At 35.8% G+C, this 21,375-nt stretch carries 24 protein-coding genes and 2 other annotated features; of the genes, 8 read left to right on the top strand and 16 right to left on the bottom strand.

The window, feature by feature from the left end:
- Positions 1 to 36: 36 nt before the first annotated feature.
- Positions 37 to 504 (bottom strand): hypothetical protein, encoded by a 468-nt coding sequence (locus AC1Q8M_RS17345; RefSeq protein WP_061659952.1) that lies wholly within the window; start codon positions 502 to 504, stop codon positions 37 to 39.
- Between the two features lie 54 nt (positions 505 to 558).
- Positions 559 to 1,944, bottom strand: coding sequence for an alkaline phosphatase (locus AC1Q8M_RS17340; RefSeq protein WP_000714908.1), 1,386 nt, complete (start codon positions 1,942 to 1,944; stop codon positions 559 to 561).
- A gap of 262 nt (positions 1,945 to 2,206) precedes the next feature.
- Here AC1Q8M_RS17340 and AC1Q8M_RS17335 point away from each other — a divergent pair, with 262 nt between their 5' ends.
- A complete protein-coding gene (locus AC1Q8M_RS17335) occupies positions 2,207 to 3,040 on the top strand; it encodes a GNAT family N-acetyltransferase (RefSeq protein ID WP_000706702.1) in 834 nt (277 codons plus the stop codon).
- A 15-nt stretch (positions 3,041 to 3,055) separates the two neighbouring features.
- Positions 3,056 to 3,940, top strand: a complete 885-nt coding sequence (locus AC1Q8M_RS17330) for an alpha/beta fold hydrolase (protein ID WP_000819813.1) — start codon at positions 3,056 to 3,058, stop codon at positions 3,938 to 3,940.
- Between the two features lie 41 nt (positions 3,941 to 3,981).
- Here the strand turns inward: AC1Q8M_RS17330 and AC1Q8M_RS17325 are convergent, their stop codons facing one another.
- The 3 genes from AC1Q8M_RS17325 to AC1Q8M_RS17315 form a co-directional block, all read right to left on the bottom strand.
- Positions 3,982 to 4,482: a DoxX family protein gene (locus AC1Q8M_RS17325; RefSeq protein ID WP_000236608.1), complete on the bottom strand. Its 501-nt coding sequence runs from the start codon at positions 4,480 to 4,482 to the stop codon at positions 3,982 to 3,984.
- Between the two features lie 264 nt (positions 4,483 to 4,746).
- Positions 4,747 to 5,283, bottom strand: a complete 537-nt coding sequence (locus AC1Q8M_RS17320) for a hypothetical protein (protein WP_025118463.1) — start codon at positions 5,281 to 5,283, stop codon at positions 4,747 to 4,749.
- An 18-nt stretch (positions 5,284 to 5,301) separates the two neighbouring features.
- On the bottom strand, positions 5,302 to 5,904 hold the full coding sequence (locus AC1Q8M_RS17315) for a histidine phosphatase family protein (RefSeq protein WP_000706247.1): 603 nt from the start codon (positions 5,902 to 5,904) through the stop codon (positions 5,302 to 5,304).
- A 168-nt stretch (positions 5,905 to 6,072) separates the two neighbouring features.
- On the opposite strand from AC1Q8M_RS17315, the gene AC1Q8M_RS17310 reads away from it, so the two are divergent.
- Positions 6,073 to 6,411, top strand: coding sequence for a hypothetical protein (locus tag AC1Q8M_RS17310; RefSeq protein WP_016512309.1), 339 nt, complete (start codon positions 6,073 to 6,075; stop codon positions 6,409 to 6,411).
- Positions 6,412 to 6,480: 69 nt separating this feature from the next.
- Entirely contained in the window at positions 6,481 to 6,603 is a 123-nt protein-coding gene (locus AC1Q8M_RS17305) for a DUF4023 domain-containing protein (protein ID WP_016512308.1), read from the top strand.
- Between the two features lie 39 nt (positions 6,604 to 6,642).
- On the opposite strand, the gene AC1Q8M_RS17300 is transcribed toward AC1Q8M_RS17305, so the two are convergent.
- Entirely contained in the window at positions 6,643 to 7,881 is a 1,239-nt protein-coding gene (locus AC1Q8M_RS17300; RefSeq protein WP_071713635.1) for a TolB family protein, read from the bottom strand.
- A 228-nt stretch (positions 7,882 to 8,109) separates the two neighbouring features.
- On the opposite strand from AC1Q8M_RS17300, the gene AC1Q8M_RS17295 reads away from it, so the two are divergent.
- The 3 genes from AC1Q8M_RS17295 (at position 8,110) to AC1Q8M_RS17285 (ending at position 13,797) form a co-directional block, all read left to right on the top strand.
- A complete protein-coding gene (locus tag AC1Q8M_RS17295) occupies positions 8,110 to 10,857 on the top strand; it encodes a S8 family peptidase (RefSeq protein WP_098360851.1) in 2,748 nt (915 codons plus the stop codon).
- A gap of 220 nt (positions 10,858 to 11,077) precedes the next feature.
- Positions 11,078 to 11,306, top strand: a binding site (T-box leader).
- A gap of 50 nt (positions 11,307 to 11,356) precedes the next feature.
- Positions 11,357 to 11,584 (top strand) — a binding site (T-box leader).
- A gap of 163 nt (positions 11,585 to 11,747) precedes the next feature.
- The gene (locus AC1Q8M_RS17290; RefSeq protein WP_000163188.1) at positions 11,748 to 13,502 is read left to right on the top strand and encodes an aromatic amino acid hydroxylase; all 1,755 of its coding nucleotides are present in this window, start codon (positions 11,748 to 11,750) and stop codon (positions 13,500 to 13,502) included.
- Positions 13,483 to 13,797, top strand: coding sequence for a 4a-hydroxytetrahydrobiopterin dehydratase (locus AC1Q8M_RS17285; protein WP_098360850.1), 315 nt, complete (start codon positions 13,483 to 13,485; stop codon positions 13,795 to 13,797). The genes AC1Q8M_RS17290 and AC1Q8M_RS17285 overlap by 20 nt, the downstream gene beginning before the upstream one ends.
- A 14-nt stretch (positions 13,798 to 13,811) precedes the next feature.
- Here the strand turns inward: AC1Q8M_RS17285 and AC1Q8M_RS17280 are convergent, their stop codons facing one another.
- A complete protein-coding gene (locus AC1Q8M_RS17280; protein WP_000009848.1) occupies positions 13,812 to 14,669 on the bottom strand; it encodes a VOC family protein in 858 nt (285 codons plus the stop codon).
- Between the two features lie 21 nt (positions 14,670 to 14,690).
- Positions 14,691 to 15,095, bottom strand: coding sequence for a DoxX family protein (locus AC1Q8M_RS17275; protein ID WP_097821484.1), 405 nt, complete (start codon positions 15,093 to 15,095; stop codon positions 14,691 to 14,693).
- A gap of 156 nt (positions 15,096 to 15,251) precedes the next feature.
- Here AC1Q8M_RS17275 and AC1Q8M_RS17270 point away from each other — a divergent pair, with 156 nt between their 5' ends.
- On the top strand, positions 15,252 to 15,797 hold the full coding sequence (locus AC1Q8M_RS17270) for a helix-turn-helix domain-containing protein (protein ID WP_001020693.1): 546 nt from the start codon (positions 15,252 to 15,254) through the stop codon (positions 15,795 to 15,797).
- A 37-nt stretch (positions 15,798 to 15,834) separates the two neighbouring features.
- Here AC1Q8M_RS17270 and AC1Q8M_RS17265 read toward each other — a convergent pair whose 3' ends face one another.
- The 8 genes from AC1Q8M_RS17265 to AC1Q8M_RS17230 form a co-directional block, all read right to left on the bottom strand.
- On the bottom strand, positions 15,835 to 16,212 hold the full coding sequence (locus AC1Q8M_RS17265; RefSeq protein ID WP_000111564.1) for a hotdog family protein: 378 nt from the start codon (positions 16,210 to 16,212) through the stop codon (positions 15,835 to 15,837).
- A gap of 121 nt (positions 16,213 to 16,333) precedes the next feature.
- Positions 16,334 to 16,792 (bottom strand): GNAT family N-acetyltransferase, encoded by a 459-nt coding sequence (locus AC1Q8M_RS17260; protein WP_098360849.1) that lies wholly within the window; start codon positions 16,790 to 16,792, stop codon positions 16,334 to 16,336.
- A gap of 70 nt (positions 16,793 to 16,862) precedes the next feature.
- On the bottom strand, positions 16,863 to 17,402 hold the full coding sequence (locus AC1Q8M_RS17255) for a GNAT family N-acetyltransferase (RefSeq protein ID WP_002024815.1): 540 nt from the start codon (positions 17,400 to 17,402) through the stop codon (positions 16,863 to 16,865).
- Between the two features lie 428 nt (positions 17,403 to 17,830).
- Entirely contained in the window at positions 17,831 to 18,226 is a 396-nt protein-coding gene (locus AC1Q8M_RS17250; RefSeq protein WP_001192767.1) for an ankyrin repeat domain-containing protein, read from the bottom strand.
- Positions 18,193 to 19,011 (bottom strand): ABC transporter ATP-binding protein, encoded by an 819-nt coding sequence (locus AC1Q8M_RS17245; protein WP_000626528.1) that lies wholly within the window; start codon positions 19,009 to 19,011, stop codon positions 18,193 to 18,195. The genes AC1Q8M_RS17250 and AC1Q8M_RS17245 overlap by 34 nt, the downstream gene beginning before the upstream one ends.
- A complete protein-coding gene (locus AC1Q8M_RS17240; protein ID WP_002082127.1) occupies positions 18,998 to 20,026 on the bottom strand; it encodes a FecCD family ABC transporter permease in 1,029 nt (342 codons plus the stop codon). The genes AC1Q8M_RS17245 and AC1Q8M_RS17240 overlap by 14 nt, the downstream gene beginning before the upstream one ends.
- 5 nt (positions 20,027 to 20,031) lie before the next feature.
- Entirely contained in the window at positions 20,032 to 20,979 is a 948-nt protein-coding gene (locus AC1Q8M_RS17235) for an ABC transporter substrate-binding protein (RefSeq protein WP_098683985.1), read from the bottom strand.
- 157 nt (positions 20,980 to 21,136) lie between these two features.
- Positions 21,137 to 21,364: a YrhC family protein gene (locus AC1Q8M_RS17230; protein WP_000661454.1), complete on the bottom strand. Its 228-nt coding sequence runs from the start codon at positions 21,362 to 21,364 to the stop codon at positions 21,137 to 21,139.
- Positions 21,365 to 21,375: the final 11 nt, after the last annotated feature.

Below are 21,375 nucleotides of genomic sequence, written 5' to 3'. Positions count from 1 at the left end.
TGGAGGTGTGACTCCCACACTTATTAAAGTTTCACGTTATTTTTTCTCTATCGTGCGAACCTCTTCAATCTTCCATTTCTCATCTTCTTTTCCAAGAGCGTACTGTACTTTCTTTTGAAGAGTGACACTATCGTCTACTTCCTTTTCTTTCGTTTCAACAATAACATACCCTACTTTACTAGCTTTCATATCTATATGTTCCAATTCAATCTTCTTATTTCCCTTTTGAAATGCGGCTTCTTTTTGTGTTTTTAAGTCTTCAGCACTAGGCATCTTCTTTGAAAATAACTCCATATGTTCTGCAAGATTTTTTTCATTCGTCGTTCGCACAAATGTAGTAATAACATCTTGAATAGATCTCTCTTCTTCTTTTGTTATTTGTACCTTTTCCTCAGATTTTTTAGTAGTAGATTTTTGTTCTACGTTATTCTCTTCTTGTTGACATCCAACTAGTAATACTACAAACACTATAAAAAATCTTAATTTTCTAAATAATTCCCCCATATTCCCAACTCCTAAAAAGAAAAGTGAGGCATTTCGCCTCACTTTCGCTCTTAATTAACGTCTTCCTTTATTCGGATCGCCGCCGCCAACAATATCAAAGACACGTTTCGCTATATTTGTATTCTCCTGAACGCCTGAGAATAAGTATTTACCTGGACCAAATGCATACACGTTCACATCTTCCCCTGTATGTCCACCAGTTGTCCAGCCTGTAACCGAGCGCTTATTGAAAATATCTTCAATTGCATTATCAATCTTTGTTACATCTTTTGACGGAGCTATATCATTTACAGCTTGAATTTCTTCTGGAGTTAATTGTAAATCAATATACTTTTTCAATGTTTCTTCTACATTTGCACCTTTTGCAATCTCATTTGCCATAAAGTCTGGTGTGCGTTTTGCAGCTTTAATTGGATCTACTTTAAAGTTATACTCGCCATTGGCACCTAAAGATAATCCACCTGTAGCGTGGTCTGCCGTTGCAACAACTAACGTATTTTTATCTTTTTTCGCAAACTCAATCGCTGCTTTGAAAGCTTTTTCGAAGTCTTCCATTTCACTCATTGCACCAACGATATCATTATCATGTCCAGCCCAGTCGATTTGACTTCCTTCCACCATTAAGAAGAAACCATTTTTATTTTTGTTCAAACGCTCAATTGCTGCATTAGTCATTTCTTCTAATGAAGGTGTTTTATCATTACGGTCAATCATTTTATCTAATCCACCTGGTGCAAATAAACCAAGAATTTGATCATTTTTATCATTTAACAATTGATCTCGATCCGTTACATAGCTATAACCAGATTTCTTAAACTCTTCTGTAAGATTACGATCTTTTCTAACAAAGTTCTTTACGCCGCCGCCAAGCATAACATCTACTTTATGCTTCCCTTTAATTTTCTCATCAAAATAATCATTTGCAATTGCGTCCATATTTTTACGGCTAATGTCATGCGCACCGAAAGCAGCTGGTGTTGCATGTGTAATTTCAGAAGTTGCAACAAGTCCCGTTGATTTCCCTTTTTCTTTCGCTTGCTCAAGAACCGTTTTCACTTCCGCTTTATCATTATCAACTGCAATTGCAGCATTATATGTTTTAATCCCTGCTGACATAGCTGTTGCTGCTGATGCAGAGTCTGTAATATTTTCATGCTCATCTTCTGGGTATGTTTTTTGTGTTCCTACAAGATGCTTATCAAATTCTGTAGATTCCATTTCAAAGGTTTTTGGATTATCTTTCATATAACGGTGAGCCGTCATATATGAAGGGCCCATACCATCCCCAATTAATACGATAACATTTTTAATCTTTGCATTGCTTCCGTTCTCATCTGCATTAACCTCACTAGAACGAGTAAAATTCCATGTTGCTACCGAAGTAACTGCTAATGATGCCACAACTGCAAATGGCCATGCTTTTTTCACAAACTTTTTCACTGTCTTGTCCCCCTAATTAGGTTATTCATTTCCCACTATCAAATTTAATGGAAGACTATTAAGAGAAAATTAGTTGTATGTAAATTTTTTGTTAACTTATGTAAATATCAGTTATAATTTGTATAACTTTGTCTCTTCGTATCAGCCATCCTGCCCTTTACAATTTAAATATAAACAGGTTGGATTTCATTTAACGTAAATCTCTTTTTTTTACATTTTGACTCTATTTTTATGAAATTAAATAGAAATGCGGTGAGCCTTTATGAAAATAGTAAAGCTAAATGAGTCTTTTATTTTTGAATTACTTAATCTTTGCAAATCTGTTGGATGGTTACACGATGAAATTTTTATGAAAAAGCAATTCGAAATGTATCTTTCTATCGGCACACTTGTAGGTTATATTCATGAAAACAAACTCATTGCGACTGGAGGAGTATTTCCTTTTACAAGTAACTTCACTTCCATTGGTATGTTAATCGTTCACCCTAATTTTCAAGGACGAGGAATAGGGCGCATGTTGCTAAATCATTGCTTGGAACAAATTCATCCAAAACAACCAATTGCACTTATTGCGACAAAAGCTGGCGAACCTCTATACACATCATGTGGATTTCAAACAGCAACAACAATTCATCGTTTTGAAAAGCAAACTACTAAGACGTATCCTTCTCACTTACAACAAGTACGAGAAGAAGACCTTATATCTCTTACTTCTCTCGATCAAATTGCAACTGGTGTGAATCGTTCTCTACTTTACTCTTTGCTATTACCAAGGGCCATACACGCTTTTAAAATTGAAAGAAATAACCGTATAGAAGCTTTTTCATTATGCATACAAAAGGGCAATATATTATGTATCCATCCACTTATCGCCAAGCAAGAAGAAGATGCTATTCAATTATTAAAAAAGATATGTGAATGTTGGAATGGTATAGTACGAATTGATGTCCCACACTCACAATTTATATTTCGTAAATTTCTTCAAACAGAAAATTTCCAAGAAACGCTCCTTTCACCTCTTATGATAAAAAATGGTAGCCAACTTCCTGGAAATCGTAATATGCTATTTGCTATGATAGATACAGCGTTATGTTAGAAAGGAGACACCTAATTGAAGCGATTTAGCTATTTTATGGTAGGTTGTCTTACTCTTACACTATTAGTAGGATGTAGTGCAGCAGAAAAGCCAGTAGAACAAGTAAAGCAAGTGAAAAATACAATTACAGCTAAACTAGCTACCGAGGAAAAAATGGTAGAAATAGATGGTCAAACCATTTACTTTAAAAAGATTGGTAATGAAAAACCACCTTTACTTATGATTCATGGCTTTGGAGGGTCATCAGATGGTTTTCAAAAGATTTACTCCGATTTAGCAAAAGATCATACAATTATTTCTGTAGATGCTTTAGGATTCGGGCGCTCATCTAAGCCAATGGATTTTTATTATTCTTTTCCAACTCATGCAAATTTGTATTATAAATTAATGAAAAAACTAGGGTATGATTCATTCGCAATACTGGGGCATTCCATGGGGGGAGAAATTTCTCTAAATTTAACATATTTATATCCTGAAGCAGTTACTCACCTTATTTTAACTGATGCTACAGGTGGTCCTCATACATTCGTTACTAAACAAGGCTCACCAAAACCACAATTGCCGACTGATTTAAATGCCGTTTCTTCTATTACTGATTATGATGAGAGCAAAGTGAAATTCAAACGTAACGATGAAGAGCATTATAACAAAATGAAACTATGGCCTAGACGTCTTAAAATTAATGCGAATGAAATGAAACAGCCGACTTTAATTATATGGGGCAGAAATGATAGTAGCGTTTCTTGGAAAGAAGGAGAAACGTATCATCAATTCTTAAAAAATAGCACTTTACATATTATTGAAAAAGGTTATCATGCACCATTTCGCCAAGAACCACAAGAATTTGTCGGGTATGTACAAGACTTCTTTAAGAACAATCCGATCAAAGTTGAAAAATAACATAAACGGGTATCTCATTTTGAGATACCCGTTTTCATATATTAAGCAGCTTGCTTTTGGCGTTTTTGAGTTTTTGATCCTAATACTTTTGGGATAACAAAGCCATCCATTCCAAATTTCCCAGCGTTCATACCGGCAACAAGAACAAACATAGATAAGATAACCATCTCAGGGTTCACACCAATTGACCCACTAAACATATAGGAAAAGTTCATTACAAGACCAAAAAAGACCGCTGTTTTTGTTAAACAGCCTACAATTAAACCAATTCCGACTAAAATTTCTCCCCATGTTACAAGCGTATTAAACAAATCTACATTTGGAATTGCAAATTCTTGTAGGAATGATGCCCACCAAGATTGAACAGCCGGTTGTGCACCTTTAGATTTTTCAATTGCGCCTTGCAAATAACCTGTTGCATCGAATCCTTTTCCTTGTAGTTTACCGATTCCAGCCATTAACCATGTGTAACCAAGATATACTCGAATTACTGCTAATACAAAAGAAACTGCTTTGTTTTCTCTTAAAAATTGAATAACCATATCTTCCTCCTAAAGTTGTAATTAAGTTAGTTACAGTTAATATAATAACATTAGTTACTCATTTTTCAAACGTTAATTATGAATAATTCATGACATGTGTATGAAACATTAAAAACTAACGTTTATATAGTAACTTTTATTACCTGTAAAAACTTGAACATATCATACCACAGGTGATAATCATTTTCATTGAAAAAAATGCAAAAAAATTGTGAGTTAAATGTGAAACACGTTTATTCGAATATAGAATAAACGTGTTTCACACTAATTATAGAATCGAAATGTATGTGTCTCCTCATCAATTAAACTCGCTTCTTGAAACGCTTCTTCTAACGTTTTCCCATGGTTAATAACCCCATAAAATAAGCGTATAGTAAACATAAGTGCTGCATTTCCATCTACATAATCAATCGATCCAATATATGATTTTGCACCACTATGTAAAAAAGATTTTGCAAGTTTTTGCTCCCCTAATGTGCACCCGCTATTTACAATATGTGTATTATGCAATTTTGCATATTTATAAATTTCTGCTTTACCAAAATACCCTCTCGGTTCATCTTGTTCATATACTTCTTCGCCTAACTCTTCCATGACAAACTTCCCTTCTTCACCATGAAAGCAAAAAATAATATAATTAATATCGTTAAATAAGTTCTTTCCAGAAAGAACTTCCACAAAATCTTTCGGTCTACCAATCCAATATGTCACAACTCTTGCACCAAAATACTCAAGAGATGCTCGTATTGATTGCGCCTCTAAATCCGAATTAAAACCAACTACTAATGCAATATTCAACAAACAACCTCCATCCTATAATCAGCCCTTATCAATCAGACTTTTATGGGATAAATCCATTTCATATATACCTGTTTCTTTCAAAAAATCTGATCTAGTTAAAACGACTTTATGTAAATATTGCCTATATGCTGTAATTGTTCCATCGTGAGATACAATGCAAATTCTTTCCGCACCCAGTTCATAACACCAAAGAAGAAATTCATCTACTATTTGCTGAAAACTATTCTCTGAAATAGTGTTTATACCTTCCTTCCATAACTGATTATTTGAGCTTTTCTCTATCGAAAAATGCGGAAATAACTTTGTTATCATTCCCTGATCTACTATATAATCGCACGGTAATGTTTTCGCTCCTTCTCGATAAGGAAAAATACGCGGAGATACATATGGATGGACTATTTTTTGACAAGCTACTTTCGCACTCCATATTGTCGCCGTTTGTAAAGTTCTAAGTGTAGGACTAACAATTAATATATCCGCTTCTTGTAATGATACATCACGTTGAAGTAACTTAGCTTGAGCCTTTCCTACTCTCGTCAATGGTGGGTCAAACACTTGTAAACTTTCTGGTAAATCCGTTGTATGTTCACCTTCACCATGCCGAACAAAAACGATTTTCATATTCAGTCTCCTCTTACTATAAAATCCTCACACATATTTCTTCCCTATTGCATTCTTTATTCCTGCTGTATAAAAACCGATATGTAAAAAAGGTTTGACACGAAGGTTTGTAAAATATTACAATATTACATGTAAAATACTTTTTACACCGAAAGGAGAATTACATATATGAAATGGATAATTGTCTTTATTGGAATGATTGTATGGGGATATATAAACGGCTTCTTTAGTAGTGATAAAACTGCTAATCCTTGGATTACAGATGATGAACGTGAAACAAAAATTAAACAAAAAGCAATTACGGCAAGCTGGTCCGGTGTTTTTATGTTTTGTACCATTAGCCTCTTAAATAAATGGTTAGGTTTAAGCACAAATGATAAATCACCGTACTTACTAGACCCTATCGCAGCTATTTTAAAGGCAAATGTAGAGTTACAAGTTTTACTCATGCTATTTGTTATGTATGGAATATTTTACTTACATTATCGAAGAAAATTAAGTGCCTAACTTCTAACTCATGATTATCCTCCTAAATGGTTATAGTAATCATGACAAAATGAAAGGAGAGATATAAACATGAGTAACTCGAATGAATTTTTAGATACACTACATGAAAAACAAGCAAAAGATGAACGAAATAGAAAGCGCCAAGGGAACGGAAACCCAGCGAAAAAAAAGCCAAATAAAACACATAAATAACAGTAAAAAACTGCCTAAAACAATCTTTTAGGCAGTTTTTTATTCTTCTTTCACCGAGATAACATTTTCCCAATTCCATTTCTCATAATACCACTCTGGTATATCTACATTTTCAATCCACTTTTTTTCATGTTTTCCATCACTATGAGCTATCCATATATTAGCTTTCTTACGATCTGAATGTATCCATATTAATTGATTGCTCTTCTTCATGAAAATTGGATGATAATCGCCTTGCTTATTAGATGACTTTGTAATTTGATATTGTTTATCGCTTGTGCTATTTATCTCATATAAAGATGGAAATGGCCTTTTTTCTGGCAGAGTTTCAAACCCTCCCTCTTTTGCTCGTGAAACGATAATTACATTATCGTTCTTCCATGTAAAATCCCAATCCACATATCCTTTCGGCGTAAATGTTTGCTGCTGGAGTGCTGGCAGTTCTTTTATTTTTAAATGTTTATTCTCTAATGCAACTCTCCCGCTTCCTTCAATATAAGCCAATATGTTTTTTGATGGCGCCCATTTGAACCATTCTGTATTTAATAGCATTTGATCTACTATTTCAAACCGACTACCATCTGCTCGAACTAAGCAAAGCGTATTACTATCAGCTGACCATGAAGCTGTCGGTACCGCTAAAAATGAAATCCACTTTTGATCTGGTGACCACTTAAAGCCACTTGCTACTAGCGCTAGAAAATCATCATGTTCATTTGGCAATGCATACAAATGCTTCATTTTGTGAGGATTCATATGTGCATCTTTTTGCACTTCATATAGCTGAGCCCCTGTCCATCCTGTTGGAAGTAAGTGCGCTTCAGAGGATACAAGAAAGTTCTTTCCATCAGGATACCATGCATAATCACCCACACCAGCCGATACATTTTCAAAATCTGCATTCTTTTTTTCTACATCAAATGTATTCAATGTACCTGTAAATATAAATGCAATTATATTTTCTGTTGGTGACCATTGATAATTCGATGCTTCTGAGTGAAACGGCGTAACTTTCTTTCCATCTTTCAGCCGATATAACTCAAGAATATTTTGTTTCTCCCCTTTTACATATGCCAGCCATTCTCCATCATGTGACCACTTTGGCCCTGTTATGTTCTCTCCTTTTGTAAGTTGTTTTTCTTTCCCATCAACTTTAATCCAAAGGTTATGATGACGAATAAAAGCAACTTTCACACTATTATTTTCTGCGCTAGTAATAGCGATAGAACATAAAAACATAAACAACACTACACTACCACTTACTATTAGCCTTTTCATACCATCACTCCATTTCCCTCATAGCATTCCTCACTTTCTTCCTACAATATGTGAAAAATATCGATTCGACATAATCAGAAAAAATTTCCCAAGAAATTTTCAATTCATAGAGGATTGGTATGAATTATATCGAAAGTATAGTTTAGCCAACATTTATATTTATAAGTTCTAACTAAAATGTAAGATTCCATTTCTGAATATTGGCACTTTTTATTAGGGGGAGTATCAATGAAAAAAACTACATCTACACTATTAAGCATGGCGCTTGTCTTTTCTAGTTTTGGAGCTTTAAGCACTCATGCTGAATCACTACAAAAGGAGAAGCAATTTAGTCCACAATTAAAAACAACGATTGAACAGTGGGGAGAACATAAAATTGCTCAAAATGTTGAAACGAAAACAACAAAAGAAATATCAGTAATTGTAGAATTGCAACATGCACCTCTCGCTGCTCAAAGTAATATTCAGCATGCTCCAGATTTACAAAATAGTAATGCGCAGTCTTATCATGCTGAACTAAAAAAAGCACAAGAAGATACGACTAAGAAAATAAAAGAAAAAGCACCTGGTGCAAAAATTAAAGAAGTGTATAATACGTTATTTTCCGGATTCTCTATTTCAGTTCCTGGAGATCAAATTACCTCTCTTGCCTCTTTACCTGAAGTAAAAGCAGTCTATCCGAACTTAACATATAAATTGCATGAAACATCAAAAAGTACTACTAACGAAGAAGCACCAAATATCGGTGGACCGACAATTGGTGCACCTGACGCGTGGAATTTAAAAGATCAATCTGGCAAACCGCTTGATGGAAAAGGCATGAAAGTAGCCATTATCGACTCTGGCGTAGACTATACACACCCTGACTTAAAGGCAAATTATATCGGTGGATATGACACGGTTGATGAAGATAGCGATCCAATGGATGGTAACGTACATGGTACTCATGTAGCTGGAATTATTGCGGGTAATGGAAAAATTAAAGGCGTTGCTCCAAACGCTTCTATTCTAGCCTATCGTGTAATGAATGACGGTGGAACTGGTACAACAGATGATATTATCCAAGGGATTGAGCGAGCGATTCAAGATGGTGCAGATGTGTTAAATCTCTCCCTTGGGCAGGATTTAAATGTACCTGATCAGCCTGTAACATTAACGTTAGAACGAGCAGCGAAACTTGGTGTTACTACTGTCGTTTCAAATGGAAATGACGGACCAAAACCTTGGTCTGTTGATGCTCCCGGTAACGCAAGTAGTGTCATTTCTGTTGGAGCATCTACGGTTTCTATCCCGTTTCCAACATTCCAAGTAGCTGGTTCCAGCAAAACATATCAAGGGTTACCGTTATCAAAATCCGATTTTCCAATAGGAAATGATTCCCCTCTTGTATACGTTGGTTATGGCAATCCAAGTGATTATGCAAAACAAGATGTGAAAGGGAAATTCGCACTTATTTTACAAGGTACTTCTAGTACATTAGTAAAAGCAGAACAAGCGAAGCAAGCTGGGGCACTTGGTGTGTTATTAATCTCTAGCGAAAAAGAAATTAATATGATGCCGGAATATTTTTCACGTGAACATCTAGCTGTCCCAGTAATGCAATTATCAAATACAAATGGGGAAGAATTAAAAACTTTAATTACAAAACGAAAGAAAAATATAAAAATTGGACAACCAAAGCAAACAGAACTTATCGGTAACTTTAGTTCAAGAGGACCATCACAAGGAAGTTGGCTAATAAAGCCTGATGTTGTTGCACCTGGAGTACAAATTACTAGTACAGTACCGCGAGGCGGCTATGAATCGCATAACGGAACAAGTATGGCTGCTCCGCAAGTAGCTGGAGCGGTTGCCCTCTTGCGTCAAATGCATCCTGATTGGACGACAGAACAATTGAAAGCGGCTCTTGCTAACAATGCAAAAACATTACATGATGTCAATGAAAATACATACCCTGTTATGGCACAAGGATCAGGTTTAATTAACATTCCGAAAGCAGCTCAAACAAATGTATTAGTAAAACCTAACAATGTCAGCTTTGGTCTTATTAAGCCAAATAGCGGAAAAGTAAAACTGACGCAAAATGTTACATTACAAAACCTTTCTAGTAAAAAGAAAAGTTTTTCAACTCGTGTGGAGTTACTAGATGCAAACACAAAAGTAAAAGCTTCTGTCCCTTCATCGATTAGCATTCAACCGAATAGTAGTACCGAAAAACCATTTACTATCACTGTAGATAGCTCACTACCACAAGGTGTGTATACTGGAAATGTATATGTAAAAGAACAAGGGGCAAAAGAAGAAATTCGAATTCCATTCACATTTAGTATCGATCCTAAAGATTATAAACGTATCGATGGACTTGAAATTATTAATTCTACTTTTAGCCCAAATGGCGACCACGTACTAGATGATAATCTCATCAACTACTATTTAGTTGCGCCTGTGGATGATGTAACATTGCATGCAAATTTAGTTACGAAAGAACGTGTAACGTATCAAGGGATTATCCATCAAGCTAAAAATGCAACTCCTGGATACAAACCTTTCAAATGGAATGGTACAAAAACCGATGGCACTCCTTTAGCTGACGGGCTATATCAAATCGAAGCAGTTGCTTCTAATTCTGGCGGAGAAACAAAACAAACAGCTGCTGTATTTCTTGATCGAACTGCACCTAAGTTAACATACGAAGTTGACCAAGAAAATCTCGTAATTAGAGGAAAAGTTGATGATATTCTACTAGATTGGATGTCAGAATCTGGTTGGATAGCACCTGGTATTCCAGTGAGAATGCAATATGAAATTAACGGAAATGGTGTATGGGACCAGGCATTCCTGAACCCTTGGGATAAAAGCTATGACATTTATTTCGATCGTACTCAATTACAAGAAGGAAAGAATACTATTCACATTGTAGCAACTGATGCAGCTGGCAATACCTCTAATTTAACTGTTAATTTAGAAGTGAAATAAAGTGAAACTTTAATCAGTAGAGATTTCGTTCATCCCCACTGATTATTACCCTTCACCAATCGGGAGTTACGGGCAGTTAATCTCCCATCTCACTTCTTTGCTCCAACCGAATTTTGAGGTAGGAATTTTACTGCTCATTAACACGGGATAAAAAATTTTTGTTGACAATTTTTTTAATATAGTTTTATAATACAAAACATAGTTTAGTTGAACGAATTATATATCGGCTTTGAAGGAATACTAGTAGCGACTTATATCACTGTCTCAGAGAACTGATGGTTGGTGCGAATCAGTACATATACAAGCGTGAATTACAATTCTGGAGCTTCTTTCCCGTAATGCTTTTTATGCATGAAGAGAAAGACGGATCTTTCCGTTATCGTAAAGTGAGTGGTAAACAATTAGTTGTTTACAAATAGGGTGGTACCGCGATTTTTATCGTCCCTATCGGATTTTCCGATAGGGACTTTTTTGCGTCCATCCTCTTACACAATTTCATATATACGCGTTGAAAGAATCGCAGTAGTATCTTATATCCCTGTTACAGAGAGCTAATGGTCGGTGGAAATTAGCACATATATAAGTATGAATTACAATTCTGGAGCTTCTTTTTCGTAGTGCTTTTATGCATGAAGGAAAAGACGGAATTTTTCCGTTATCATTAATTGAGATGTAAGTATATTTTCACTTACAAATAGGGTGGTACCGCGATTCTTTCGCCCCTATCGGATTTTCCGATAGGGGCTTTTTCTATTTCTCACAGAAACAGATGTTAAATAATTCCGAATCTTATGATAAAATTTTATAAGCGCTTACAAATAATGAAGGGAGGTGATACAAGCTATACGAAATCGATATTCAATTTTATAGAAAAAAAGGAGGATGTCTAAATGACAAAGAAAACAGAAATTCCATCGCATTTAAAACCATTCGTATCCACACAACATTATGATCAATACACACCGGTGAATCACGCTGTGTGGCGTTACATTATGAGACAAAATCATAGCTTCTTAAAAGACGTTGCTCATCCAGCCTATGTGAACGGACTACAATCATCTGGTATTAATATAGATGCAATTCCAAAAGTAGAAGAAATGAATGAGTGTTTGGCACCAAGTGGCTGGGGCGCTGTAACGATTGACGGACTTATTCCCGGCGTAGCATTCTTCGATTTTCAAGGACACGGATTACTACCGATCGCAACAGATATTCGGAAAGTAGAAAATATCGAGTACACACCAGCTCCAGATATCGTACACGAAGCCGCAGGACACGCACCGATTTTACTTGATCCTACATATGCAAAATATGTGAAACGTTTTGGGCAAATTGGTGCAAAAGCTTTCTCTACAAAAGAAGAACATGATGCATTTGAAGCTGTTCGTACATTAACGATAGTAAAAGAAAGCCCTACTTCTACTCCTGATGAAGTTAAGGCTGCTGAAAATGCTGTAATTGAAAAACAAAACTTAGTTTCTGGTTTATCAGAAGCTGAACAAATTTCACGTCTTTTCTGGTGGACAGTAGAATATGGATTGATCGGAAATATAGATGATCCAAAGATATATGGTGCTGGTCTCCTTTCTTCTGTTGGCGAAAGCAAACATTGCTTAACAGACGCTGTAGAAAAGGTTCCATTTTCTATCGAAGCATGTATAGGGACAACTTATGATGTAACAAAAATGCAACCACAACTATTTGTTTGTGAATCCTTTGAAGAATTAACAGATGCGCTTGAAACATTTTCTAAAACAATGGCCTTTAAAACAGGTGGAAAAGAAGGTTTAGAAAAAGCAATTCGCTCTGAGAACTATGCAACAGCTGAGCTAAATAGTGGATTACAAATTACAGGTACATTTAGCGAGACAATTGAAAACGATGCAGGTGAATTAATTTACATGCGAACAAATTCGCCAACGGCATTAGCGCTTCATAATAAACAGTTAGCAAATCATTCTACTTCTGTACACAGTGACGGATTTGGAACACCGATTGGATTACTCACTGAAAATATTGCATTAGAAAATTGTACAGACGAACAACTACAATCATTAGGAATTACAATTGGAACTATCGCTGAGTTTACTTTTGCAAGTGGTATTCATGTAAAAGGAACAGTAACAGATATTGTAAAAAACGATAAGAAAATTGCTCTTATTTCCTTTATCGATTGCACAGTTACTTATAACGCCCGCGTTTTATTTGATGCTTCATGGGGCGCATTTGATATGGCTGTTGGCTCACAAATCACTTCAGTATTCCCAGGTGCCGCAGATGCCGCAGCATTTTTCCCAATGGATGAAGAAGTTCACGAAATTCCTGCTCCACTTGTACTGAATGAACTTGAACGTATGTATCAAACAGTTCGAGATATTCGAAGTGAAGGGATTTTACACGACGCGCATATCGATCAATTAGTAGCAATTCAAGAAGTATTAAATAAATTTTATGCGAAAGAATGGTTGCTGCGCCTTGAAGTATTAGAGTTACTTTTAGAGCATAACAAAGGGCATGAAACATCGGCAGCATTACTACATCAACTTTCTACTTTCACAACTGACGAAGCTGTAACACGCCTTATTAACAATGGTCTTGCGTTACTTCCAGTAAAGGATGTGAAAAATGATGCTAAGATTAACTGAAGAAGAAGTTCACGAAGAATTATTGAAGGTAGATAAATGGATGGTAAAAGATGAGAAATGGATTGAACGAAAATATATGTTTTCCGACTACTTAAAAGGAGTCGAATTTGTCTCTGAAGCCGCCAAACTATCAGAAGAACATAATCACCATCCATTTATCCTTATCCAGTATAAAGCAGTTATTATTACTTTGTCATCTTGGAATGCAAAAGGTTTAACGAAACTAGATTTTGAGCTTGCAAAACAATTTGATGAACTATTTTTACAAAACGAAAAAGCAATTTTAAGAAAATAAAAGGAGAAGCCTTTTTAGGCTTCTCCTTTTATTTTGAAATGGATACAATGTCCAAATGGATCCTCGACTTGTAATATTCCATCTTTGTACGTAGCAATCTTGCCAATATTTTTTAAGCTTTCACATACTTGCTCTTTTTGTTTTTCATTCGCTAGTACAACTGTGAAATATTTCAAACCAACAGAACCTGGCATTTGCGGTGGTACCCCTTCACCTTGCCATGTATTTAAACCGATATGATGATGATAACCACCTGCAGATACGAACAATGCTCCATTACGAGCTGGAATCGTTACTTCAAAACCAAGACCATCAACATAGAAACGTTTCGCTTCCTCTAAATCAGCTACATGAAAATGAATATGCCCCATCACAGTACCAGCTGGAAAGCCATTCCATGTACTTCCTTGCTGTAATAATTCTTCACCAGCTAACGGGTTACTAACAAATGGGAGTTCTCCATTCTCATCACGCCAAACTTCTTTTTGTCGATCATGATAAATTTCAATCCCGTTTCCATCTGGATCAGCTAAATAAAGAGCTTCACTAAAGTAATGATCGGCTCCGCCATGTAGTGGATATACCATCTCTACAAGATGACGAAGAACATTCGCTAAATCCTGTCTACTTGGTAATAAAATTGCGTAATGATATAACCCTGTTCTTCCTCTTTGCTTCGGAAAAGCTTCTTTCTTTTCTTCAATGATAAGAAGTGGTTCATCATTTTCATTCCCAAATGTAACGACTGCTTCTTCTTCTCTTAGCACCTTCATACTTAGTACTTCCGTATAAAACTCTAGTGATTTCTTTACATTAGATACGTATAAATGAACAACATCAAGTGTTGTATCGGGATGAAGTTGAAAACTCATCTTGTTAGCCCCCCATTTAAATTAGTTCTTCTTTGACATTTTTTCTTTTAAGAAATTATCTACAAAACCATCAGCTTTTGCAATAAATAAGTATGCACCCATTGCTAATAATGCAAGTTCTAATTCGAAACCAGGATTTTTTCCATCTCCCAATAAACCAGCTGACCATTTCACTTTTACGATTGCTCCAACCATAACAAGTGCAAATAATAATCCAATATATCTTACACCTAAACCTAGAATTAATAATAGACCTCCAACTAATTCAAACGTTGCTACACCGTATGCAAGTCCTCCTGGTAAACCAATACTTGTAAACCATCCTGCAATATTGTCAATTCCTGATTGGAATTTTGTTAAACCGTGCATAAAGAATGTTACCCCTAACACGATACGAATAATTAAGTTACCAATATGTTGATTCATTTCATTCTCTCCTTTATAGTTTTCTTATACAAAACTTTTATTTACATTACAAAACATACACTAATTTTTTTTATTCGTCAATTCATTTTCACTGGGAAAAAATATATTTTTTTTGCTATGATACAAATAGTTGTTTACAAAAAGGAGCTTGATTTTATGAATATTGGTTCTGCAATACGTGAAATTCGTCAACGTAGAGGCATAACAATTGCACAAATTTGCGAGGGAACAGGTCTTTCTAAAGGATTTATGAGTCAGGTTGAAAATAATAAAACATCACCATCTATCTCAACTTTAGAAACGATCTCCAATTTTTTAAACGTTCCCCTTCCCTATTTATTGTTAGAGCAAAAAGATCGATTAAAAATTGTCAAAAAAGAAGAACGGAAATACAGTGTATACGGCAAAGATGAGCAAAGAATTGAACATGTTGCGGAGCAAGGGGGCCTTCGCCTATCTTTAGTAGAAATCCCTACTGGATTCCCGAAAGAAAACTCACCAAATGCCCATGAAGGGGAAGAATGTCACCTTGTATTACGCGGAAAACTAGAAGTTCAGCACGGTGAAGATATTGCAATTGTAGAAGAAGGTGATTCTTTCTCATGGAATGCATGCGTTCCTCATATTGTTCGTAATATAGGAGAAGAAACTGCATTATTACTCATCTCGAGTTATGCGGAAAATCGAAAACGTGTTTATTAAATAATAAAAAAAGAAGCCTGTTAAACAGGCTTCTTTTTTATCCCCTTATAATTCCATAACTTGTCCCAACTAGTACAGTCTTTTCATGCTGATTGCGATAAACTGACTCGATTGAAACTTTTTTATAGCCTTCCATTTGCTCAACATTTGTTAAAGTTAGTTCACAAGTGATCGTATCTCCTGTGAAAACTGGTCTAATAAACTCACTTACTAATTCTCTTGCTATGTAATGTAACTCTTCTCCCACTTTCGTCCCAATGCTAGCAGTCAATAAACCATGAACCATTAATCTTCCATTTTCATCGTATTCCACATGGTGTCTACCTTTATCACCGGTAATATTTGCAAATTCAAAAACTTCTTCCTCAGTAAATCTTCTTTCATATTTAAATACATCCCCAGCTTTTACACTCATTTTTATCCCCCTAATAATAAACAGAATTTTCTTTTATTTTATCATAAAACGAGCCTCAATCCATTCTCTATTATCAAAAGTCTCAAAATTACCTCGCTATACTTTTTTACTTTCCATTCATTTATCGGTGACCATCTCTTTTCGCGACTTGGTATCCATAATACGCACATGTTCCATTTCTCGATAGCTCTCTAACTTCAAATCCACAACTTCTATAAAAATCAAAATTGTTCGCTGATGTATGCGCAAACCAATCACCGTGGGGAAGTTTTTGCAGGCAAAGAGCTACAAGCTTCTTACCTAATCCCTTCCCTCTATATTCACACTTCACAACTAAATTTACTATGTTCGCAATCATAATTCCATCAGAAATGACTCTAACCATCGCAACCATCTCTTCCTCATCCCAAATTGTGAAAGCCCATGTTGAATTTTCGAATGCTATCGTAAATTTTTCAATTTGCCAAGAAGGGATATTATCATTACTCCAACCGGCATCTTCAAACAAAGCTTTAATTGCATATGCTGGTACGTTACTCGTTCCCTCACGAATAATAAGTCCATTATGATAAATGTACATGTAACCCCTCCCTTTATTTTCATATACCATTCTTCAAAAAATGCAATTTACCTTTAAAAAAGTAATTTTTTCATCCAACACGCTTAATAGAATAAACTAGAACATCGATTCCATGAAATGACGTTGTTTTCTCATAGCTGAGCCCGGTTTTTCTAGCAACAAATATTGAGGCGGGATGATTCGGATTAATAAGAGAAATTAATTTATTCATTCGTAATGCTTGGAAACCGTAGTCACGAAATGCTGCCGCCGCTTCTTTTGCATACCCTTTTCCCCAATACTGAGGAAGTAACCAATAACCAATTTCAATTTCCTCTTTTCCATCTATCTTCTGCTTTACCAGCCCTGCATGACCAATTCTTGTTCCCGTTTCCTTTTCAATCAATACAAATAAACCGAGACCGTTTTTATAGCTAGGAATCACCCATTCCTCCAGACTTTTTTTACACTGCATATATGTTTTTAACGTCCCATTTCCAATATAACGCATTACCTTCTCGTTCCCCCATAGTGAAGCGTAGAACTGTAAATCATCCATTGTATATTTGCGAATTTGTAAACGTTCTGTATGAAACATGCTGGCACTCCTTTCCACTAATTTTTTCTTCATTTCACGATCACGTTTTGTGTGTATACGAAATGTTACTATTTATTATAAAGTGAAACTTTAATCAGTGGGAAATTTTGTTCATCCCCACTGATTATTAGCCTTCACCAACTAGGCGTTTACGGGCAGTGGATCTCCCGTCTAACTTCTTTGCTTTAGCCGAATTTTTAGGCGGGAGTCTTACTGCCTGGAAAATAGCGGGATAAATGAACCAACGATAAAATACAGAATATTCATTCTTAATAACTAAAAAAAGCAGTAGACAAATATTGTCCACTGCATCCATATCATAACTAGCATAAAGAAAACTACAATTGAGGGGGGTGTAGGATTTTCAAATATACTAGATACTTATCCCGTTCTAACGGGCGGTAAACTTTCCAATTGTTTCAAGTGAAAAGTTTACCGCACATAAGAACTTCCTTCGTTCATTAAGATAGTATTGCTAAATAATCATATACACGCTTAGATTTCTCTCCACCCATTCGTGCATGTTGAAGAAGAGAAATACCATGAGGGCCAGATGCACGCAATGCTTCTGGTTGAGCTACTAAAATAGCTTGTACAACTTCTAATTCACCAAGCATAGCTGCTGCAAAAATATCCATCCGAGCACCCTTTTCTAGTAAATAAAGAACAATATCTTTACGACCTACATGTGCCGATGCGCCTAACGCACTTTCCCAATCTGATCCACCCCAATTATAAGAGGCGTGAAGTAAGCTTGGTGATTCAACCAATAGCTCTTGTACTTTCTCTAAATCCCCGTGAGCTGCCATAACAAATTCTCTTACTAATTCAGTGGTAATACGCTCTTCTGTTTGCATCGCTCTTCTCCCCTTCTAGAAATTCGTTTCGGTGTAAAAAACGGTTTGTCATTTCCTTGAAAAATATCTACATCTATGCCAAATACATGTTGAAACATTTCATGGCATAGTACTTCTTCTGGTATACCATCATACTGAATCTTTCCTCGCTTTAATACGAGTAAACGATCGCTATATTGAGCAGCTTGGTTAATGTCATGTAAAACCATTATAATTGTCATTCCAAACTCCTCATTTAATCGTTTCACAAGTTCCATTACTTCCAACTGGTGAACGATATCTAAAAAGGTTGTTGGTTCATCCAATAATAAGACATTTGTACGTTGCGCTAGCGTCATCGCAATCCAAGCACGTTGCCGTTCCCCTCCTGATAAAGAATGTAAAAGACGATATTCATACCCTTCAAGATTTGTAACAGACAATGCCCAATCAACAATTTCTTCATCTTCTTTATTTAAGCGGCTACTCCATGATTTATGTGGACCTCTTCCGAACTCAATTAGTTCTTTCACTGTCAAATCTAATTGATGATCATGCATTTGTGGTAACATCGCTAATTGCTTCGCTACATCAGCACTCTTCATCATATGAATATTTTTCCCATCTAAAATGATGTCCCCTTCGCTTTGTTTCAGTAGCCTTGCTATTAAACGAAGCAAAGTAGATTTTCCCGATCCATTCGGACCAATTAAACTAACGATTTCTCCAGCCTTAATATGTACATTCATATTTTGCATTTGAAATCTTTCAGAGTGTGCATAAAACACTTTGTTAACGGAAATCACGTTGTTTTCCTCCTCTATGAATTAAATATAAGAAGAAAGGACCACCTAAGAAGGACAGTAAAATACCAACAGGCAATTCGATTGGGTCAAACCAACTTCGAGCTATTGCATCCGCAAAAACAAGTAATACCCCGCCGCCAAGGCATGATAAAGGTAGCAAATATCTATAATCATTTCCAACTAATAAACGTAGCATATGTGGTACGACAAGACCGACAAATCCAATAAGACCAGACACACTTACCGCAATTCCAGCTAATAATGTACTTACTACGATTAAATAAAACCGACTTTTTTCCACATTATGTCCTAATAGTTTTGCCATTTCATCTCCAAGCATTAACACTCGAATATGCTTAATACCAAAGAAAGCTAATATAATGGCGAATATTGCATAATAAATAATCATGTTTAAATGTGCCCAACTTACACCACCAATGCCGCCCGCTAGCCACGGTAACACGGATTGTACTTTGTCACTATGTAATAACATTAAAGCTGACGTTGCTGCACCAATTAATGCATTGATTGACACTCCTACTAAGACGATTCTTGAAGGTGGTGCCCCTTTTTGCCATGATAAAGCATAAATAACCATCGCTGTTATGAAAGCTCCTAAAAACGCCCCTAGTGGTAAAAAAGCTAGATGCTGTGGGAATAAAATCATGATGACAATTGCTACAAGGCCTGCCCCAGATGAAACCCCGATAATACCAGGATCTGCAAGAGGGTTTCTCATAACCCCTTGCAGCAGTGTACCAGATGCAGCTAAACATGTTCCTACTATAAACCCAACGAGAACTCTCGGTATGCGAAGATCCCATACAATTCGATGAACTGTCGAACCTTCATCTTGTATACCTGTTAGAATGTCTCGTACAGAAAAAGATAAACTTCCTGCGAAAAGTCCGTAAAAGAGGCCTAGAATTGTTAATACAACTAAAGTAACTGCTATTATCCATCTTTTTTTCGCAAAAGGATGTTCCTTTTCTCTTACTACTTCACTACTTTCCATACGTATCATTTCCTTACATCTTGTATACTTTTATACATAAAGTCCATTGCTTCTGTAACTTTTGTCCCAGGATTAGATCCAAATAAATCAGGTGGCAAAATAACTACGCGGTTTTGTTTTACTGCATCTAAATTTTTCCACGCTTCATTTTTCATCATTTCGCCTTCGAATGCTTTTTTCACACTTTTTGGATCTCCGTGTGTAATTAAATAAATGACATCTGGATTCGCCTCAATAATACGTTCTACACTTAGCTGTGCATATTGCGGATATTCTTTCGTTTCTGGAAAATCAGAAGCAATATTTTTCCCGCCTGTTTTTTCTAAAACATCACCTGATAAAGATGTTGGTAATGCCGCTAAATAAGTACCTGGTGCGCCATACACTAGCAATGCTTTCACATCGCTCTTTTTCTCATATTTCTTCATTTGATCATTGATTTTTTGATTAAGTTCTTTTGCTTTATCTTCTTTCTTCATTACCGTTCCATATAATTCAATATTCTTTTGAATATCTTGTACAGAATTCGCAGAAGAAATGATTACTTTCGTTCCCTGTCCTTCAACCGTTGGCACATTCTTTTGGAATCCATTGTTAGCAACAAGTACATCGGGCTTTAAACTAGCAATTTGCTCAAAGTTCGGTTGATGTGCATTCCCGATTACTTTTGCTTTCTTTAACTCCTCTGGAAGAGTTAATTTCGTATCCGAACGACCTACTACTTTTCCACCTAAAGCATGAATAATATCCATGTCTCCCATACTTAATGTTGCAAAACTTTCTGGTACTTTATCGAATGTTACCTTTCTCCCTGACAGGTCGGTAATTTCGATTTTTTCTTTTCCTTTTTCTGTTTTGGTTGCAGACGCTTTTTCGTCCTCTTTGGCACTGCAACCTATTAACAAGAAAAAAATAGATAAAAACGCTGTAAATAGCGTAATAGATTTTTTCATTCCTTCACCTCTAATTGATAATGATAATCATTAACCACTATTCTACTTTAATTGATAAGGATTATCATTGTCAACATGAAACGCATACATTTTTCTACAAAAAACAAAAAGCGCGACAAAAAGATTCTTTCTTTTCGCCGTGCTCTAGTTAACAATATTATTCACATTCATTTTCCTCTAACTGGTCACGCATCACTTTCACACGCTGAAAGAAAAAGAACGATAAACTTAAAAATATAACGATGCTCCCCATCATAACAAAAAATTGGATTGTCTCTTTTGCTCCATCCGGAATCAACAAGCCAACCATTAACAATGTACTTACAGCGAGAAGAATTTGTCCGAACCTAGTATAATCTTCTATTTTCCCTTGTAATTCTTTCATTATATTCTCAC

This window comes from Bacillus sp. GW823-FHT06A10, from assembly GCF_058795375.1.
The sequence above is the reverse complement of the archived record's forward strand: the minus strand, read 5'-3'. Positions and strand labels throughout refer to the sequence as shown.

What these genes read in the sequence shown, in the direction of transcription:
- AC1Q8M_RS17335 (WP_000706702.1), top strand. Translation starts at nt 2,207, where the DNA reads ATGAAAATAGTAAAGCTAAATGAGTCTTTTATTTTTGAATTACTTAAT.
- AC1Q8M_RS17295 (WP_098360851.1), top strand. Translation starts at nt 8,110, where the DNA reads ATGAAAAAAACTACATCTACACTATTAAGCATGGCGCTTGTCTTTTCT.
- AC1Q8M_RS17270 (WP_001020693.1), top strand. Translation starts at nt 15,252, where the DNA reads ATGAATATTGGTTCTGCAATACGTGAAATTCGTCAACGTAGAGGCATA.
- AC1Q8M_RS17235 (WP_098683985.1), bottom strand. Translation starts at nt 20,979, where the DNA reads ATGAAAAAATCTATTACGCTATTTACAGCGTTTTTATCTATTTTTTTC.
- AC1Q8M_RS17250 (WP_001192767.1), bottom strand. Translation starts at nt 18,226, where the DNA reads ATGCAAACAGAAGAGCGTATTACCACTGAATTAGTAAGAGAATTTGTT.
- AC1Q8M_RS17300 (WP_071713635.1), bottom strand. Translation starts at nt 7,881, where the DNA reads ATGAAAAGGCTAATAGTAAGTGGTAGTGTAGTGTTGTTTATGTTTTTA.
- AC1Q8M_RS17290 (WP_000163188.1), top strand. Translation starts at nt 11,748, where the DNA reads ATGACAAAGAAAACAGAAATTCCATCGCATTTAAAACCATTCGTATCC.
- AC1Q8M_RS17305 (WP_016512308.1), top strand. Translation starts at nt 6,481, where the DNA reads ATGAGTAACTCGAATGAATTTTTAGATACACTACATGAAAAACAAGCA.
- AC1Q8M_RS17325 (WP_000236608.1), bottom strand. Translation starts at nt 4,482, where the DNA reads ATGGTTATTCAATTTTTAAGAGAAAACAAAGCAGTTTCTTTTGTATTA.
- AC1Q8M_RS17285 (WP_098360850.1), top strand. Translation starts at nt 13,483, where the DNA reads ATGATGCTAAGATTAACTGAAGAAGAAGTTCACGAAGAATTATTGAAG.
- AC1Q8M_RS17315 (WP_000706247.1), bottom strand. Translation starts at nt 5,904, where the DNA reads ATGAAAATCGTTTTTGTTCGGCATGGTGAAGGTGAACATACAACGGAT.
- AC1Q8M_RS17240 (WP_002082127.1), bottom strand. Translation starts at nt 20,026, where the DNA reads ATGGAAAGTAGTGAAGTAGTAAGAGAAAAGGAACATCCTTTTGCGAAA.
- AC1Q8M_RS17345 (WP_061659952.1), bottom strand. Translation starts at nt 504, where the DNA reads ATGGGGGAATTATTTAGAAAATTAAGATTTTTTATAGTGTTTGTAGTA.
- AC1Q8M_RS17310 (WP_016512309.1), top strand. Translation starts at nt 6,073, where the DNA reads ATGAAATGGATAATTGTCTTTATTGGAATGATTGTATGGGGATATATA.
- AC1Q8M_RS17255 (WP_002024815.1), bottom strand. Translation starts at nt 17,402, where the DNA reads ATGAAGAAAAAATTAGTGGAAAGGAGTGCCAGCATGTTTCATACAGAA.
- AC1Q8M_RS17260 (WP_098360849.1), bottom strand. Translation starts at nt 16,792, where the DNA reads ATGTACATTTATCATAATGGACTTATTATTCGTGAGGGAACGAGTAAC.
- AC1Q8M_RS17230 (WP_000661454.1), bottom strand. Translation starts at nt 21,364, where the DNA reads ATGAAAGAATTACAAGGGAAAATAGAAGATTATACTAGGTTCGGACAA.
- AC1Q8M_RS17265 (WP_000111564.1), bottom strand. Translation starts at nt 16,212, where the DNA reads ATGAGTGTAAAAGCTGGGGATGTATTTAAATATGAAAGAAGATTTACT.
- AC1Q8M_RS17280 (WP_000009848.1), bottom strand. Translation starts at nt 14,669, where the DNA reads ATGAGTTTTCAACTTCATCCCGATACAACACTTGATGTTGTTCATTTA.
- AC1Q8M_RS17275 (WP_097821484.1), bottom strand. Translation starts at nt 15,095, where the DNA reads ATGAATCAACATATTGGTAACTTAATTATTCGTATCGTGTTAGGGGTA.